The sequence below is a fragment of the Kosakonia sacchari SP1 genome (genome assembly GCF_000300455.3).
Taxonomy (GTDB): domain Bacteria; phylum Pseudomonadota; class Gammaproteobacteria; order Enterobacterales; family Enterobacteriaceae; genus Kosakonia; species Kosakonia sacchari.
The window spans coordinates 2,255,800-2,270,980 of the sequence record NZ_CP007215.2; the positions used below are offsets into that span (position 1 = coordinate 2,255,800).

Sequence of the window (15,181 nt, forward strand, 5' to 3'; positions counted from 1 at the left end):
TATGCTGGAGTTGTTGTTTCTGTTGTTACCTGTCGCGGCTGCCTACGGCTGGTATATGGGGCGCAGAAATGCTCAACAGACAAAACAGGATGAGGCTAACCGGCTGTCACGTGAATACGTCGCCGGGGTTAACCTTTTACTGAGTAATCAGCAAGATAAAGCGGTTGATCTGTTCCTCGATATGTTGAAAGAGGATACCGGTACCGTTGAAGCGCACCTCACTCTTGGCAACCTTTTCCGCTCTCGCGGCGAGGTTGACCGCGCGATTCGTATCCATCAAACGTTAATGGAAAGCGCCTCACTTTCCTATGATCAGCGCCTGCTGGCAGTCCAGCAACTTGGGCGCGATTACATGGCCGCAGGAATGTACGATCGCGCGGAAGATATGTTTAACCAATTGGTGGATGAAACCGATTTTCGAATCGGTGCGCTTCAGCAATTGTTGCAAATTTATCAGGCGACCAGCGAGTGGCAAAAAGCTATTGATGTCGCCGAGCGGCTGGTGAAACTCGGCAAAGATAAGCAGCGGGGCGAAATCGCGCATTTCTACTGTGAACTGGCCCTGCAGCAGATGGGAAATGAAGAGATGGATCGGGCGATGGCGTTGCTGAAAAAAGGCGCTGCCGCCGATCGTGACAGCCCGCGCGTCTCTATCATGATGGGCCGTGTGTTCATGGCCGATGGCGATTATGCAAAAGCGGTGGACAGTCTGTTACGTGTTATCGACCAGGACAAAGAACTTGTCAGCGAAACGCTGGAAATGCTGCAAACCTGCTATCAGCAATTGGGTAAAAATGATGAGTGGGCGGCATTTTTACAGCGCTGCGTGGAAGAAAACACCGGTGCGACTGCCGAATTGATGCTGGCAGACATTATGGAGCGCCGCGATGGGCCTGACGCGGCGCAGATCTATGTTACGCGACAACTGCAGCGGCATCCCACCATGCGCGTTTTCCATAAGCTAATGGATTACCACCTCAACGAAGCCGAAGAGGGGCGCGCCAAAGAGAGTCTGATGGTGCTGCGCGAAATGGTGGGCGAGCAGGTGCGCAGTAAGCCCCGTTATCGCTGCCATAAATGCGGTTTCACCGCGTTTACCATGTACTGGCATTGCCCGTCATGCCGCGCGTGGTCGACCGTAAAACCGATTCGTGGCCTTGATGGTCAGTAATTTTTAAAAATGCCTTCATTAGTTACAACATACTGTTAATTATTTTTGACTATGCAGTATCTGCGCTGGTATTCGCTTAGCAGCAAAAAATCGAACCTGTTATTTCTATGCGCTCGCGGGTAGAATGCTCGCCGTTTATTCTTCTCGCGCCTGAGCGGGTGCCCTCATTTCAGAAGGTCTGATCATGACGTCTACTGTTTTATCGACTTCCCGCACCGTTACTGCTTCCCCGATTGTAGTAGCCCTTGATTACGATAACCGCGACACGGCCATGGCGTTTGTTGACCGTATCGATCCGCGTGATTGCCGCCTGAAAGTTGGCAAAGAGATGTTCACCTTATTCGGCCCGCAACTGGTGCGCGATCTGCAACAGCGCGGTTTCGATATTTTTCTCGATTTGAAATTCCATGACATTCCCAACACGACAGCGCATGCGGTGAAAGCGGCGGCAGATTTAGGTGTCTGGATGGTGAATGTGCATGCTTCTGGCGGCGCACGGATGATGACGGCGGCGAAAGAAGCGCTGCTTCCGTTTGGTAAAGATGCGCCGTTACTGATTGCAGTCACCGTCCTGACCAGCATGGAAGCGAGTGATTTACAGGATCTTGGCATCAACGCATCGCCTGCAGAGCATGCGGAGCACCTGGCTCGTCTTACGCAGCAATGTGGCCTTGACGGTGTTGTTTGCTCCGCGCAGGAAGCTGTCCGTTTTAAAAACGCATTAGGCAAAGCATTCAAACTGGTCACGCCGGGAATTCGTCCGGTCGGCAGCGAGTCTGGCGATCAGCGCCGCATCATGACGCCGGAACAGGCGCTTGCGGCAGGCGTAGACTATATGGTGATTGGGCGCCCGGTTACGCAGTCTGCCGACCCGGCGAAAACCCTTAAAGCGATTAATGCATCGTTGGGAAGGGGGGGAATAATGAAAGACGACAACAGCCGTCTGGTCTACTCGACCGAAACCGGGCGCATTGACGAGCCAAAAGAGCAATATACACGTCCGAAAGGTGATGGCGTGGTACGTATCCAGCGCCAGACCAGCGGCCGCAAAGGCAAAGGCGTGTGCCTGATAACGGGCATTGATGAAGATGATGAAGCACTGGCTAAGCTGGCCGCAGAATTAAAGAAAAAATGCGGCTGCGGTGGTTCAGTGAAAGATGGCGTTATTGAGATCCAGGGTGATAAACGTGATTTACTGAAATCATTACTGGAAGCAAAAGGGATGAAAGTGAAATTAGCGGGTGGTTAAACCTGAATACAGAAAGGCCGCAGTCATTACCGCGGCCTTATTATTTACACTGTGAAACGTAGACCTGAAAAAGAAAGTATTATTTATTATTGTCGCCGTTTAAATGACCAATTACTTACCAACCTGGTGACCGATGATACCGCCGACAGCTGCACCGCCCAGCGTACCGAGCGTGCTACCGTCCGTCAGCACAGCACCGCCAAGCGCACCCGCACCCGCACCGATTGCGGTGTTACGATCGCGTTTAGACCAGTGACCACAAGCGCTCAGAGACATTGCCAGGGTAACTGCCAGTACTGCTGCGGCCATTTTTTTGCTTGTTAACATCATCATACTTTCTCCTGAATAATCGATTCACGGAAGAATGTTCTCTTTAAGTATAGTGCCTGTGAGCCCACCTAAAGATTCGCCGTGAAACCTTGCTGCGCAGGTGTAATTCAATCACGTCAGTGATAGTCACTTCCTGTTATATCGCTAATAATAATTTTACGCGCAGACCGGTAACAAGACAGGTAAATAGTCTTAATCGAAACGTCAGAATAGTCTCAGATATGAGGCAGATAGCCCGCGCTTGCAGGCTAACAGGATCAGCGAAACCCACCAGTGTTAACGATATCGACAATCAGGCCTTTTTGCTGCAGTTGAAGATGCGCTTCCGGCTTAAGGGCTGAATCGGTGATCACCCGCTGAAAGCGTTCATCCGGGCCAAGCGTATAAGGATGGACTACGCCAAACTTGGAGCTATCGGTGAGCACAATCGCTTCGCTGCCTTTTTCCAGCACCGCATTGACCACGTCAGTACGCATCATGTCGCGCCCGGTAAAACCCGTTTCCGGTTGCCAGCCATCGATCCCGATAAACGCTTTGCTGAAATGCACCTGCTGAATGTACTGACGAGTCAGTGGACCGACCATGCTTTCACTCTTTTTCTGATAAATACCGCCAAGCAGGATCACTTCACACAACGCCTCTTTGAGCAGATGGGCTATATAGCTGCTCACGGTAATAATGGTGATATCACGCTGTTCGCCCAGTTTGCGGGCGAGGAGGGCATTGCTACTACCATTTTCAATAAATATGGTTTCACCAGAACTAACCAGCGATGCCGCAAAATCAGCCAAATCACGCTTCACGGTGTAGTTGTTCATCATGCGTGTTTCAACATCGTCACTATCCAGCGGCACAGCAAAACCATGTGTACGGCGCAAATAGCTTTGTTTTTCGAGCGTATTCAGATCCTGCCGAATCGTCACTTCAGATACCCCGGTCATACGCGCGAGGTCTGTAACGCTCATTTGGCCTTTGTCGATGACCGTCTGCAAAATAAGTTGTTGTCGGGAATTCATAGCCACAAATGTCTAATAATGGTTTAGAGAACGGAAATCGCCAGCACGCGCGTCGCATTCCCGGCTGCCGCGTAATGGCGAAAATAAGGGTAGTTAAATTTCCCAGGGCGTTTTCGGCGCACCAGAAGAGGCCGCCTTATCGTTGTTATCGAGATCCAATAATTCCGCCTTCAAAATTTCCAGGTTACGAATGGCGGATTGATAATCCCCCGCAACCAGAATATCCAGAACGGTATCTATCCGGCCGGCAAGGTGTTTCACGTCGATGTCTGCCATACCTTCACCTTTATGTCGAAAAACGAATGAATTCAATGATGCAGAAAACAGTTTAAAAAGAGAAGGAAAAAAAGGAAATCTCAAAAACTTATAAGCGGCAATTATATATTCATTACGCAACAAAGAGCCGGCTCTGGCTGTGGATTAGTCTTGCAGTGCGCGCAATGCGCTTTTATTACCGGAGGATAAAGCAATGACGATTATCAACCAGACCACTTTAAAACTGTTTACTGACGATGAACGCTTTACACAGCTTTCTGGCTATTACGAGGAGGAGCGCCGCACCGTGTGGATGATGCTGCGCGCAAGGCCAAGACCATGCTTCAACCATGCATTAATTGAGGAGATCATGAATATTTCCTGGCTTGTCCGGCAAGCGGGATTTGCTGTTGATTTTTGGGTAACGGGATCGTTAGTTCCCGGCATGTTCAACACCGGGGGCGATCTACAATTTTTCGTTGATTGTATCAAGAATGGCCGACGCGAAGCACTGCGCGCCTATGCCCGTGCCTGCGTGGATTGTGTTCACGCCGCGTCAAGAGGGTTTGACACGGGGGCAATTTCGCTGGCGATGGTCGAAGGTAGCGCGCTGGGAGGCGGTTTCGAAGCCGCGCTGGCGCACCATTTCATGCTGGCGCAGCGCGATGCGCGGCTCGGTTTCCCGGAAATCGCCTTTAACCTTTTTCCTGGCATGGGCGCTTACTCATTGGTGGCGCGCCGTTCGGGAATGAAACTGGCGGAAGAGTTGATCTACAAAGGGGAGTCGCATGCCGCAGAGTGGTATGCAGCGCAAGGGCTGGTGGATGTCTCTTTCGAATCCGGGCAGGGATTTCTTGCGACACGGACCTTTATCGATACCCTGCAACCCCGGTTGAACGGCGTGCGGGCAATGCTGCGCGCCCGCCAGCGCGTTTTGCAGTTACCACGCAGTGAACTGATGGATATTACCGAAGACTGGGTGGATTCGGCTTTCTGTTTGCAACCGAAAGATATTGCCTATATGGAACGTTTAGTCCTGTTACAGGATCGTCACGCTGCGGTGGCGCTTAAAGCGGGCTAACGCGATTTACGTGCCTGATAACGCCTGAACCACCGCTCGAATACGGCAGCGGGCATTGGTTTGGCAAATAAAAAACCCTGCCGTTCATTGACGCCATTCTTTGTAAGAAAGGCGTCTTCTTTTGCATTCTCCACACCTTCGGCAATCACCTGCAAATTAAGCGCTTGGGCAACGGCGACTATCGCCCGCACCAGCGATTGTGATATCGGCTGCTTATGCACTTCGCGGACAAAAGATTGATCGAGTTTGATAGCATCCAGCGGAAAGCGCGCCAGTTGTGAAAGGGAAGAGTAGCCGGTGCCGAAGTCATCAAGATGCACCTGCGCGCCCAGGGCACTGAACTGCTGAATAACCGACAGCGCCAGCTCCTCGTTTTCAATCAAACAACTCTCGGTTAGCTCCACATCGATTGGGCAATATTCAAATTTAAGATCCAGCAGCGCTTGTTTCAAATCGCTGAAAATCGTCTGATCCGCCAGTTGACGCGCAGAGACGTTCACCGCGACGCGAACAAATATGCCTTTGTCGCGCCATTTCGCCACTTGACGCACCACATCCAGCATAACCCAGCGCCCCAGCGGCACAATCAGGCCAGACTCTTCGGCATACGAGATAAAGTCCAGCGGCGGGATCAAGCCGCGCTCCGGCGATTGCCAGCGTACCAGCGCTTCAAGGCTGCGCACTTCGCCGCGCCAGGTGATCTTCGGCTGGTAATGGATCACCAGTTGCTCTTTATCCAGCGCTTTACGCAGATTGGTATCGAGCCATAAATATTCAAATACTCGTTGATTCATTTCAGGGGAGAAGACGCAAAATTTGCCGCGCCCACTCTCTTTAGCGGTATACATCGCCGTGTCGGCGTTACGGATCACGCTTTCGCGATCATTACCGTGCTGTGGGGCCAGTGAAATGCCCAGCGAGCAGCCGGTGTAAACTTCGATAAGGCCGATACGGAATGGTTGCCGTAAACGGGTCAGAATGCGCGATGCCATCGCTTCCAGCAGGCTCTGTGAGGTATCTGTTGCCAGTACGATAAACTCATCACCGCCGAGTCTGGCAAGCACCTGGCCTTCGTCCAGGCAACTTAGTATGGCCAGCGCGACCGCCTGCAAGAGCTGATCGCCGAACATATGGCCATAGGCATCATTCACTTTTTTAAAGTTATCAAGATCGAGGTAGACAACACCGACCTGCGTTTCTCCGCGCGCGCTTATCGCATCGCTAATTAACTCGTGAATGGCGTTGCGATTGGGTAAACCGGTCACCGTGTCGGTGTTGGCGAGAACCCGCAGTCGCTCCTGCGCGCGCCGCTCTTCGGTAATATCTGTACCAGAACAAATGAGATAAATTTCATTTTTACCGCTGCCACTGTGGACAAACTTATTGCGAAACAGAAATAAGCGCTGGCCTTTACGAGTTTTAACCCAGCGTTCAACTTCATACGGCGTACCGTCACGAAAAAAGCCGCTGATGTTGCGTTTTGAGGCCACCGCTTCGCTGCGGCTCATAAACAGTTTAAAAACGTTTTGCCCAATAACCTCTTGTTCTTTCATGCCGGTGTATTCTTCGCTCAGGCGATTAAATCGCTGAATATTGCCGTGCTTATCGAGGATCACTATCACTGAATTCGCTTCGGAAACAACCTGCTCTGCGAAGGAGAGGCTTTGCACCAGATCGCGCGCCACTGACGTTGTATCGTGCCATGCCGATGCGCTACCGGCCCAGGCTTTGCGGGATATTTTTCTGCCGACAAGGTGAACGGCAACGTCCTCGCCGAATAAAGAGAGATGCATCGATAGGCTGGATGTAATGACCGTCATTTCGCGGATGCGCGCAGCTTGTTCGTCGCTCAACGCAACAACCTGGCTGACATCGGCGTTTTCGTCCGGAGCAAAGTGCAGAGCGTTACTGTCGGCGGTTAAACGCCAAAAGGGGCTTGTCGAACCCAGGTAGCGAAACAGCAGGTTCTGTTCCTGAAAGTCTTTCATGCAATCTCCCAACCCACATAAAAGCGCAACGGGGACACAATTTATTGACGGATAACCGCCTTTTTAAAGGGGGTAATCAGGCATGAACGTGTTGTTTCTTCTTGGAATGTTTTGTTAAAAGCCGGCCTGGTATCGAAAAAATGATGTGTAATAAATAACATAAACCCGCAGTAAACAAACAGTTGCCTGAGGTTTTATTGTGGTCGCTTTTGCAGGATTGTGGGAAGAATTCAGAAAAAATGCGCGTGATATCGCAACAGTGATTTGGCGCTTTCCAGAGCCGGAAAGCGCCATGATTAAAAAACGTTACAGCACCGGGCGGGCAATAACGCTGCGGGTTTCCATACGGACTTCCGCAATCGTGACATCAATAACGTCTGTCACTTTAAAGACGGTTTCACCTTTAATTTGCACGGTGCCGTTTTCCTGGCTGCACACCAGCTCGTCGCGAACCGCATGAATAAACGGCGCCGGTATAAAGGCAACGGCACCATTATCCACCAGACGTACGCGCATACCGCCGCGGCTGACATCGATAATTTCCGCCGCGAAACGGGTATCGGTACCGGCTTTGTTTTGCAGGAAACGGGCGTAGAGCCAGTCACCGACATCGCGTTCCGCCATACGATTCAGGCGACGGCGTTCAGACATTTGCACTGTGGCATCGTCCTGCGGACGTTTCGGCGTTTCGCCTTTGATAATTGCTTTCAGCAGACGATGGTTGATCATGTCGCCGTACTTACGGATAGGCGAGGTCCAGGTCGCATATGCTTCCAGGCCAAGGCCAAAATGCGGGCCAGGTTCAACGCTAATTTCCGCGAAGGACTGGAAGCGGCGAATGCGGCTATCAAGGAACCCTGAAGGCTGAGCGTCCAGCTCGCGACGCAATTTGCAGAACCCTTCCAGCGTCAGCACTTCTTCGGCATCAACATGCATACCGTGCGTCTTCAGCATCGCGGCCAGTTGTTCGCTGTTCGCCGGGTCGAAACCGAGGTGCACGTTATAAATACCAAAGCCGAGCTTGTCGCGAAGCACGCGAGCAGCGCAGATATTGGCGGCAATCATTGATTCTTCAACAATGCGGTTAGCAATGCGTCGTGGCTCGGCGACGATATCCAGCACTTCGCCTTTCTCGCCCAGCACAAAGCGGTAATCCGGACGGTCTTTAAATACCAGCGCGTGGTTCTGGCGCCATTGAGCGCGCAGCTGGCTAACGCGCTGCAGCAGGCGGATCTGCCCCGCGATCGCATCATTTGTTGGCTGCCAGTTGCCAGTATTTTCCAGCCAGTCGGAGACGTCGTCATAAGCCAGTTTGGCTTTCGATTCGATGGTCGCCGCGAAAAATTCGATATTGTCTTTAATTGCGCCGTCTGCATCCAGCGTCATTCGGCAAACCAGCGCAGGACGCACTTCGTTGGCGCGCAGAGAGCAAAGATCGTCAGACAGCTCGCGCGGCAGCATCGGTATATTGAAACCCGGCAGATAGTTAGTGAAGGCGCGGATCTTCGCGGCCTCGTCGAGCTTGCTGCCTTCGGCAATCCAGGCGGTAGGATCGGCGATTGCCACGGTCAGTTGCAGTTCGCCTTCAGCGGTCTGTGCAACATACAGCGCATCGTCCATATCTTCGGTGCTGGCGCTGTCGATGGTGACAAAATCCAGCGTGGTTAAATCTACACGCTGCAAACCGTCATCCAGCATCTCGGTCGCCACGCCATTTGGCGCTTCTTTTTCCAGATTGTGACGCGCCAGGGTGACCCACCACGGCACAAAGTGGTCTTCGGCAAAGGTAATAAACTGTGTCAGTTCAGCGTAGAAACCGCGATCGCCTTTCAGCGGATGACGACGCATTTCGGCAACGGCCCAGTCGCCCTCTTTGAAATCATGCTCAACGCCACGTGCGGCGCGGCAGGGGATAGCATCTTTTAGCAACGGATGATCAGGCACAATAGAGAGACGATCGTCTTTCTTTTGCACTTTGCCAACAAAACGGGTCAAGAACGGCTCGACCAGCTCTTCAGGCTCCGCGCTTTCACGGTCTTTATCGCTGTGGATGACGGCAATAATCTTGTCGCCGTGCATCACTTTCTTCATCTGCGGTGGCGGAATGAAGTAGCTTTTTTGCGCGTCGACTTCCAGAAATCCAAAGCCTTTTTCAGTGCCTTTTACAACACCTTCCGCACGCGGAGTTTGGGAATGAAGTTGCTGTTTAAGCTGCGCTAGCAGCGGGTTGTCCTGGAGCATAATTATGTATTTTCGTGGCTAAAAGAGCGGCTGACAGTTTTACGCGATTCTTCCTGTTGCGGCAAGCGCTGTTTCAGCAAAATCATGCTGTGCAACCGGTGGCAAGAGCACTTACGCAGCGCTATACCCGCCTGTCACGACACGCTTTGCCCGAGGGCGATATGCAGCCGGTTTAACCAGCCGTGCAGCGCACAAGCGACAAGCAAACTCATTGCCGCCTGGCGGCTGTAGCCTTGTTCCTCAAGCTGTAAAAATTGCGCGGGGCTAAACCTGTCCGGTGTGCAGGTAAGCATCTGAACCGCTTGTACCAGGGCGCTCTCTTTGTTTTTCCCTGCCAGCACACGATTGAGCTCGCGGCTGCCTGCACGCAGTGCCTGCACCAGTAATCCATCGTCATTGCCACGTTGCACACATCGGGTAAAACAACACGTGCTGCCGTTGATGCGCGCGGTGTAGGCCGCCACCAGCCAGCTCTGCTGTTTATTGGGGCTGATTTTTGCCACCTGTTCGCTCATTTCGCCCAGTTCATTGAGCAGCAGATGTTCATGGGCCAACAAGGGGGCAAGCAGACGTAATTCCGGCAGCGGTTGCCAGCGAGCAAGTGACTCCATTTGCGGCGCATTTGCAGTACGTAAATCGACACTATCGATGCCGGGCTGCCATTCCGTGGCGGTATCGCTAAAAAGTGCGGCGTCCGCTTCTTGCTGGGTTTCCATGCCGGGTATAAACCGCACCGGTTGGCCGAGCGATGCTTGCAGAATAGCGACAACGCGCGCCTGAAAAACAACAAAGCCGATGATCTGATTGATGATCACCAGGTCATAGAAAGTCAGACCCACGTCTTCTAATTGTTGCCGCGCACGTGCGTCGATAACCGAGGGAGAGGCGGCAAGCAGCCGTGCATGCTGGGTAATTTGCGCCAGCCGGTAGTTGCTCTCCCGTGACGAGTCCGGACCGGATAACGGCGCCAGCCGCGCTGCATAGTGATTGCATAACCGTTGAACGCCGAAAACCTGCGCCGCCGTAAGGGCGGTGCTGAGCCGGTCATAGGCGCTGAAGGTGCGTAAACGGCTGGTGTTTACACGCTGCGGAAATAACAGGGTATAGAGTTTACGTGCGGGTGAGACAATGCCTTCAAGGTCGGCTTTTTGTTTCTCCGGCAGGGCGAGGTCGAGCAGAAAAGGGTCGTTTACTGTGGCGGCTTCGGGAACCAACGGTAGCGCATGTGCACGGCTGGCACTTGACTGGGTCTCATGATACCAGTGGCTTTTGCCTTCAATCCGGCGTTGTTCCATGGTCGTTCCTTGGTCTGAAAGTGGCGATCCGGATACGACGGCATATCATTGTCGCCGGATCTTTTTTGCTGCTTAATCCTGGCGTAATGAAGGAGAGGGATGAAAGATTGTTAGGTGATAATAAATATCAGAATGGCATATCGAAAAACGCCCCTTCAGGAGAAGGGGCGATGGGGATTATTTAATTTCCAGCTCGTTCATGGCAGCGATGTTGAAACCACCGTCCACATGAACCACTTCACCGGAGATACCGGCAGAGAGATCGGAGCACAGGAACGCGGCGGAGTTACCCACGTCCTCGATGGTCACAGTACGGCGAATCGGGGTAACCGCTTCGCAATGTGCCAGCATTTTACGGAAATCTTTAATGCCAGAGGCGGCCAGCGTACGGATCGGACCGGCGGAGATACCGTTAACACGCACGCCTTCCGGACCCATCGCGTTCGCCATATAGCGGACGTTTGCTTCCAGAGAAGCTTTTGCCAGACCCATTACGTTGTAGTTCGGGATCGCACGTTCAGCGCCCAGATAAGAGAGCGTCAGCAGCGCTGAACCCGGGTTCAGCATTTCGCGGCAGGCTTTCGCCAGCGCCACAAAGCTGTAGGAGCTGATGTCGTGGGCGATTTTAAAGCCTTCGCGGGTTACCGCGTTCACGTAGTCGCCATCCAGCTGATCGCCAGGTGCGAAACCGATGGAGTGAACGAAACCGTCAAACTTCGGCCAGGTTTTTGCCAGGTCGGTGAACAGGGCGTCGATGCTTTCATCTTTAGCGACATCGCATTCCAGAACGATGCTGGAACCCAGCTGGGCGGCAAACTCTTCAACGCGGCCTTTCAGCTTGTCGTTCTGGTAGGTGAATGCCAGCTCAGCGCCTTCGCGGTGCATAGCCTGTGCGATGCCGTATGCGATGGACAGTTTGCTGGCGACGCCAGTTACCAGAATGCGCTTACCGGAAAGAAAACCCATAGCTCTAATCCTTATATTCATTGTTGTGGCGAGCGCCATCATGTGGGGCGATCGTCGTTAAAACGCGGCGATTCTATCATGAGTCGCCGGATGAGTTAATCCGACCACTGAAACTATTGAATCAGCGGTCTTTTCGCCAGGCATCGGCTGTTAACGCTTCGCCAAAATGCCCGGCAATTAAACGTTTTGTTAAATCATGCAGCGGCGAGGCGAGCACATCGGCGGTGCTGCCGCGCTCAACAACTTCACCCTGATGCATAACCAAAACCTGATCGCTGATATGTTTCATCATGCCGATGTGCTGGGTGACATAAATATAAGAGATACCCTGTTTTTCCTGTAATTCCAGCATCAGATTAATTAACTGCGAACGCATCGACATATCCAGCGATGCCAGCGCTTCGTCAGCAATAATCACCTTCGGACGCAGGATTAATGCGCGCGCCAGCCCCAGACGCTGTTTTTGCCCAGGCGCCAGCATATAGGGGTAATAACTAACATGATCCGGCAGCAGACCTACCATGCGCAGCGTCTCCAGAATTCGCTTCTGACGAACTTCCGGCTCAAGATCCGTATTCAGACGTAACGGGAAATCGAGGATTTGCGACAAACGCTGACGCGGGTTAAGCGAGGTGGTTGGATCCTGAAAAATCATGCGAATATGTTGGCTACGAAAGGTGTAATCGCCGTAATGCAACGGCTTATCGTCAATCACCAGTTCGCCGGAAGAAGGCTCGACCATTCCGGCCAGCATTTTTGCCAGCGTTGATTTACCAGAACCGTTCTCACCAATAATTGCCAGCGTCTGTTTTTCCCGCAGAGTAAAGCTCAGCGGTTTAACCGCTTCAACGGTCTGGCGGCGGAACCAGCCGGTGCGATAACGGAAGGTTTTGCTCAGATTGCGCACTTCAAGCAAGGTTTCGACCATCTCACTCACTCTCCATATTCAGCGGGAAATGGCAGGCGAAGAGATGATTTCTTGCACCGGCTAACCGCGGCGTTTCCACACATTTACGTTGGGCGTAAGGGCAACGAGGCCCCAGGCGGCAGCCGATCGGCAACTGCTCCAGCAGTGGAATTGCGCCAGGCATCGTATTCAGGCGGCTTTTATGCGGCATCGCGCTGCCGAAATCCGGGATCGCGCGAATCAACGCCTGTGTATAGGGGTGATGGGGCGTCGCGATCAACTCTTCGCTCGGCGCGGTCTCTACGGTCTGGCCGCAATACATCACATTGATGCGATCGGCCCATTTGCTCAGCATCTGCAAATCATGGCTGATCAACATAATGGTGGTGTTGTTATTCTGATTAAGCCTGTCGAGCAGGCGAAAAATTTGCGCCTGGGTGGTCGGTTCCATCGCGTTTGTCGGCTCATCGGCAATCAGCAACCGCGGCTGGTTGGCCAGCGCGATGGCAATCATCACTTTCTGGCATTCGCCCTCGGTCAGCTCATATGGGAAGCTGCGCATCGCATCTTTATGATCTTTAATGCCAACACGGTGTAGCAGCTCAATCGCACGGCGTTTTCGCCAGCCAAAACGCTGCCACAGGCTACCTTTCCACGTCCAGCCAGGGATGTTCTGCATCAGTTGTTTGCCAACACGCTCAGACGGATCGAGACAGGATTGCGGTTCCTGAAAAATCATTGATACGTTGTGGCCCATCAGCTTGCGCCGCTCGCGTGCGGAGAGCCGCAGCAGATCGATATCATCAAAGCGCATACGGTCTGCGGTGACGCGCCAGTTGTCTTTGGTAACGCCGCAGATCGCTTTAGCAATCAGACTTTTGCCGGAGCCAGACTCGCCAACCAGCCCGCGAATTTCACCTTCTGCCAGCGTCAGGCTAACGCGATCGACTGCTTTTACCCAGTCTTCACCGGTTTTCACCTCAATGGTCAGATTACGAATATCAAGAAGCGGCATTATTCGACCCCCGCCGTGATCGCGCGGCGAATACCGTCGCCAAGAATATTAACCAGCAACACGCTCACCATAATTGCCGCGCCCGGCAGCATTACCGTCCACGGCGCAACATAAATCAGTTCCAGTGCGTCACCGAGCATGGCACCCCATTCCGGAGAGGGGAGTTGCGCGCCCAGGTCGAGAAAACCGAGTGCCGCGATATCGAGGATCGCCATCGACAGCGCGCGGGTAATTTCTGTCACCATACCTGCGGTAATGTTCGGCAGCACGGCAAACCAGAGAATATTCATGGTCGAAGCGCCATCGAGTCGCGCGGCGACCACATACTCTTTTTCCAGCTCGTCATGCACCATGCTGTAAACCGAACGCACCATGCGCGGCAGCAGCGCCAGCCAGACGGCAAACATCGCGTGGGAGAGATGCGGACCGGCAAACGCCACCACAATAATCGCCAGCAGCAGTGTCGGGAGCGACAGCAGCGTGTCGAGAATATGGTTCAGCACCGCCGAGCGCAGGCCGTGGGTGCAACCAGCGAAAACGCCAAGCGCCAGCCCGCAAAGCGTTGCCGCCAGCGTAACGACAAAGGCGCCGCCAACGGTTGGCGCTGCGCCACTCAGCAAACGGCTTAATACATCGCGCCCTAAGTCATCTGTGCCGAGGAAAAACGAAACATCGCCATAGCGCGACCAGGAGGGCGGCAGCAACTGATAACCGAGGAATTGCTGGTCAATGCCGTAGGGGGCAAACCAGTGACCGAAAATACACAGCAGCAGTAGCGCGCCGCAGCCATACAGGCCGATCATCGCGGTGGTATCGCCATAAAATTTGCGCCACGCGGTTCGCAGCGCGCCAGGCGGGCGTTTTTCGCTGTAGACGCTATCGTAAGGCATATGAATCCGTTTTATGTTGGTTGAACATGTTTTATGTTTTTCTAAGGCTTCCGCTATCTGCGCGGCCTGGCCGCGCATCTCTGCTTTAAACTGTTTAATCCAGGTAACTTCGATGGTTCTCAATTTACAGATAATGTGTACACTTATGTGTATATGAACTTCGGAATGTACATATGTTTACTGATACCCGGTTAAGAAAACTCTTGGCAAGGAAAGAGACAAAATCGAAATTGTTTCAGACTCTCATGACCTGAACGTCAGGCTGCCCATGAGCGGCAGTATAACATTCTTTTATCGCTACAGATGGGACGGCAAAGCTGTGCAGCTGATGATTGGCGATTATCCGACCGTATCCTTATCTCAGGCAAGAGAGCGCAGGCAGTAATACCGATAGTGGCTGACGGAAGGGGTTGCCACCCGACGGCAGGCCGCGCTGGAAAAGCAGAAAAAAATCGATGCAATCACTGTCAATGAAGCCTTGATTACCGACCGTAGCGTGGACATTGCCATCAACCACGATGCGAATGCTGTGGCGATGCACACGACAAACCACCCGTTTGCACTACTGCGAGTCCGTCTACGCCGTTCGACCAAAAATTGCGACCGTCGGCCGCCGCGTCGGTCTGGCCTGGTTCTCTCCGGACTGTCGCCACTTCTCAAGAGTAAAAGGCGCAAAGCCAATAGAGAAAGCGATTCGCGGTCTGGCGTGGATTGTCATTCGCTGGGTGCTGGTGCGCGCAAGCTTGCCGGAGGTGTGCCGCCAGCGGGAGGCTGCAT

Annotated in this window: 13 protein-coding genes and 3 pseudogenes; 6 read left to right on the plus strand and 10 right to left on the minus strand. The window is 53.0% G+C overall.

Features of this window, described 5'->3' with window-relative positions:
- Position 1 precedes the first annotated feature (1 nt).
- The 3 genes and pseudogenes from lapB to yciH all read left to right on the plus strand — a co-directional run bounded on the left by lapB (position 2) and on the right by yciH (position 2,420).
- Positions 2-1,171, plus strand: coding sequence for a lipopolysaccharide assembly protein LapB (gene lapB / locus C813_RS33730; RefSeq protein ID WP_017457196.1), 1,170 nt, complete (start codon positions 2-4; stop codon positions 1,169-1,171).
- A 184-nt stretch (positions 1,172-1,355) separates the two neighbouring features.
- Positions 1,356-2,087 (plus strand): annotated as a pseudogene (gene pyrF, locus C813_RS33735) (orotidine-5'-phosphate decarboxylase); the annotation flags it as partial.
- Positions 2,088-2,093: 6 nt separating this feature from the next.
- Entirely contained in the window at positions 2,094-2,420 is a 327-nt protein-coding gene (gene yciH / locus C813_RS47515; RefSeq protein WP_017457270.1) for a stress response translation initiation inhibitor YciH, read from the plus strand.
- A 111-nt stretch (positions 2,421-2,531) separates the two neighbouring features.
- Here the strand turns inward: yciH and osmB are convergent, their stop codons facing one another.
- The 3 genes from osmB to yciZ form a co-directional block, all read right to left on the minus strand.
- On the minus strand, positions 2,532-2,750 hold the full coding sequence (gene osmB / locus C813_RS33740) for an osmotically-inducible lipoprotein OsmB (RefSeq protein ID WP_025263597.1): 219 nt from the start codon (positions 2,748-2,750) through the stop codon (positions 2,532-2,534).
- A 257-nt stretch (positions 2,751-3,007) separates the two neighbouring features.
- Positions 3,008-3,766 (minus strand): DNA-binding transcriptional regulator YciT, encoded by a 759-nt coding sequence (gene yciT / locus C813_RS33745; protein ID WP_017457197.1) that lies wholly within the window; start codon positions 3,764-3,766, stop codon positions 3,008-3,010.
- A gap of 93 nt (positions 3,767-3,859) precedes the next feature.
- Positions 3,860-4,042 carry a protein YciZ/DeoL gene (gene yciZ, locus C813_RS33750; protein ID WP_016495882.1) on the minus strand — a complete coding sequence of 61 codons (183 nt, stop codon included), beginning with the start codon at positions 4,040-4,042 and terminating at the stop codon, positions 3,860-3,862.
- 193 nt (positions 4,043-4,235) lie between these two features.
- On the opposite strand from yciZ, the gene C813_RS33755 reads away from it, so the two are divergent.
- Complete coding sequence (locus C813_RS33755) at positions 4,236-5,102, plus strand: crotonase/enoyl-CoA hydratase family protein (RefSeq protein WP_017457198.1); 867 nt, start codon at positions 4,236-4,238, stop codon at positions 5,100-5,102.
- On the opposite strand, the gene pdeR is transcribed toward C813_RS33755, so the two are convergent.
- The 7 genes from pdeR to sapC form a co-directional block, all read right to left on the minus strand.
- Entirely contained in the window at positions 5,099-7,090 is a 1,992-nt protein-coding gene (gene pdeR, locus C813_RS33760) for a cyclic di-GMP phosphodiesterase (protein WP_017457199.1), read from the minus strand. The genes C813_RS33755 and pdeR overlap by 4 nt on opposite strands.
- A 306-nt stretch (positions 7,091-7,396) precedes the next feature.
- Positions 7,397-9,331 carry an exoribonuclease II gene (locus tag C813_RS33765; RefSeq protein WP_017457200.1) on the minus strand — a complete coding sequence of 645 codons (1,935 nt, stop codon included), beginning with the start codon at positions 9,329-9,331 and terminating at the stop codon, positions 7,397-7,399.
- A gap of 134 nt (positions 9,332-9,465) precedes the next feature.
- The gene (locus C813_RS33770; RefSeq protein WP_017457201.1) at positions 9,466-10,626 is read right to left on the minus strand and encodes a carboxymuconolactone decarboxylase family protein; all 1,161 of its coding nucleotides are present in this window, start codon (positions 10,624-10,626) and stop codon (positions 9,466-9,468) included.
- Between the two features lie 177 nt (positions 10,627-10,803).
- On the minus strand, positions 10,804-11,592 hold the full coding sequence (fabI, locus tag C813_RS33775; protein WP_017457202.1) for an enoyl-ACP reductase FabI: 789 nt from the start codon (positions 11,590-11,592) through the stop codon (positions 10,804-10,806).
- Between the two features lie 121 nt (positions 11,593-11,713).
- Positions 11,714-12,520, minus strand: a complete 807-nt coding sequence (gene sapF / locus C813_RS33780) for a putrescine export ABC transporter ATP-binding protein SapF (RefSeq protein WP_016495888.1) — start codon at positions 12,518-12,520, stop codon at positions 11,714-11,716.
- A 1-nt stretch (position 12,521) separates the two neighbouring features.
- The gene (gene sapD / locus C813_RS33785; protein WP_017457203.1) at positions 12,522-13,514 is read right to left on the minus strand and encodes a putrescine export ABC transporter ATP-binding protein SapD; all 993 of its coding nucleotides are present in this window, start codon (positions 13,512-13,514) and stop codon (positions 12,522-12,524) included.
- Positions 13,514-14,404, minus strand: a complete 891-nt coding sequence (gene sapC, locus C813_RS33790) for a putrescine export ABC transporter permease SapC (RefSeq protein ID WP_025263598.1) — start codon at positions 14,402-14,404, stop codon at positions 13,514-13,516. Before sapC ends, sapD begins: the two co-directional genes overlap by 1 nt.
- A 173-nt stretch (positions 14,405-14,577) precedes the next feature.
- Between sapC and C813_RS47660 the strand changes: the two are divergent.
- Both C813_RS47660 and C813_RS46965 read left to right on the plus strand, forming a co-directional pair.
- Positions 14,578-14,882 (plus strand): annotated as a pseudogene (locus C813_RS47660) (Arm DNA-binding domain-containing protein); the annotation flags it as partial.
- A gap of 57 nt (positions 14,883-14,939) precedes the next feature.
- Positions 14,940-15,135: pseudogene (locus C813_RS46965) on the plus strand (DNA cytosine methyltransferase); the annotation flags it as partial.
- Positions 15,136-15,181 lie beyond the last annotated feature (46 nt).